The sequence below is a fragment of the Oleiphilus sp. HI0043 genome (assembly GCF_001634935.1).
Genome location: NZ_LWEY01001495.1, coordinates 1 through 1,786, shown reverse-complemented (window position 1 = coordinate 1,786; position 1,786 = coordinate 1). Strand labels below are relative to the sequence as shown.

Genomic DNA, 1,786 nt, shown 5'->3' with positions numbered 1-1,786 from the left:
GCTCCTGAGAACATCAGTTTTGACATATTTGTATATAAGAAAGCCTAGCAGAAGAGGCTGTAAAGGTAAGGCAGGCAGTAATAAATTTGTCGGTCACTGTTTCATAAGTGCCCAGTTTTCTCGACCAATGATACTCTCGCTTACATAGTGAAAAGCTATGCGAGCACTTCTGTTCATTGAAACAAACGATTACGCAAGCTTACCCGATAATGTTAAGTCCTTCATATTGCTTAAACCTTAGCTGCCTATACTGATAGTTCTTTCGGGAATATAGAGACTCTGACTATGAGAACATTACGTTTGACCACGCTTGATAATCAGCGTCAGCGTTTAGAGCGGGAAATAATAGAAACGAAGAAAAAGATTGTAGCAGCTAATGAGGGCGCGTTTCCTGACCTGGGTTTAGTTAAGCAATTGAGAGATTCTATTGAGCGAAATATGCAACTTATTTCAATGATTGATCAGCATCGACCCGCAAGAATCTCTAAGCTGAAAGCGAAGGTGATTTAGGGTAAGTGTAAAACTTACCCTGATTCACAAAAACAATTACTGTCGCTCAGGAATAGCCGTTCCCTGAAAGATAAACAGCGGTGTGGGCGATGTGTAAATGACGTTGTCATCCTCGTCTAAGAGTGGCTCTCCATCTTCATCTGTCTGGGCAATATACTCATAGCCAGGGTCTTCATAACTGTTAGCGGGGACAGCGACGTTATTTTCCTGATCTTCTTCACTTTGCAGCTCAAAAAGGTCTTTCGAAACATTGTAACTTTCACAGCTCGTTGGATTGTAGATGAGTTGCTCGCGTGTCGGGTTGGGGTTGTCGTCGCCCTGAGGTATTTCTGTTTCTCTATCATCTTCTAAAGCTTTGTAGATGGCAGTACTGAACTTCGATACATAGACGCGAATTTCTGCATTAGGGTAGTCTACCTCTACTTTTAAGCGCTGCAAGTCTGTCAGCGCATCATTACTGCCATCGCCAATTGTGAATGAGTTGGAGATGACAGTATTTCGCTCGTCGGCTTCATCGTGCTCTGTTAGTGAGTCACCATCATCGTCAATAAGGTCGAAGCAAGCAGGGTGCTCGATTTCTTTGGTAATCGAGCCGTCAGGGCATGTGACGACATTTTCTTCATCATCATCGAGGCATGTTTGATTTAATAGGGCGTACCCCAGAGTGCCATATTTTGACTCCAGGTAGTCTTCGTCGACAGTAAGAATTTGGGGTGGTTCTTGATGGATTACCTTGATCTGCCTTACTTTCGCTTCACTGAATCCGGACTCTTTGAAATTTTCAGGCGCGATCCGGTCTAGAGCGGCAAATTGAATTTCATCATCTGTTTCCACAGTCGGATCTTGGTCGAAAGCTATTAGAACGGTTTGATCAACCTTATTATCTATTTCGACAAAGGCTGAAGGGATGTAAGTCAGGTCCAATGAGGCGCTAAACTGATCTAGAATATTGAATGAGTCATCTTCACGGAGAAACTCTATCTGATCATTGCTGTAGGTGCAGTGTCCGTCATCGCTGCTGATTGCGGAGGACATTTGCTCCTTAGCTTCGACGAATGTTTGAACAAGTTTTTCGCTGTCGATGGCAGCAATAAGGTTTTCCATAAAATCTAGGGGGTTGTTTGCTGATTCTACGGTTCCCTCGTCATCTAGTGTGTAGTTCATATCTGCGCTGATCTGTTGCAATATAAAGTCGCGGACGGCTTCCTCGTCAGCTGAAAGGTCAGATAAAATTGGGTTACCACTAGCGTCAATAGATTTAGATTGCAGGCCTTTA

2 protein-coding genes are annotated in these 1,786 nt (G+C 43.5%); one reads left to right on the top strand and one right to left on the bottom strand.

Annotation, left to right across the window (positions count from 1 at the left end):
- Positions 1 to 285 precede the first annotated feature (285 nt).
- Positions 286 to 510, top strand: a complete 225-nt coding sequence (locus A3729_RS21560; RefSeq protein ID WP_068510894.1) for a hypothetical protein — start codon at positions 286 to 288, stop codon at positions 508 to 510.
- A gap of 36 nt (positions 511 to 546) precedes the next feature.
- On the opposite strand, the gene A3729_RS33310 is transcribed toward A3729_RS21560, so the two are convergent.
- A partial coding sequence (locus A3729_RS33310) for a hypothetical protein (RefSeq protein ID WP_197475973.1) occupies positions 547 to 1,786 on the bottom strand: 1,240 nt, incomplete at its 5' end.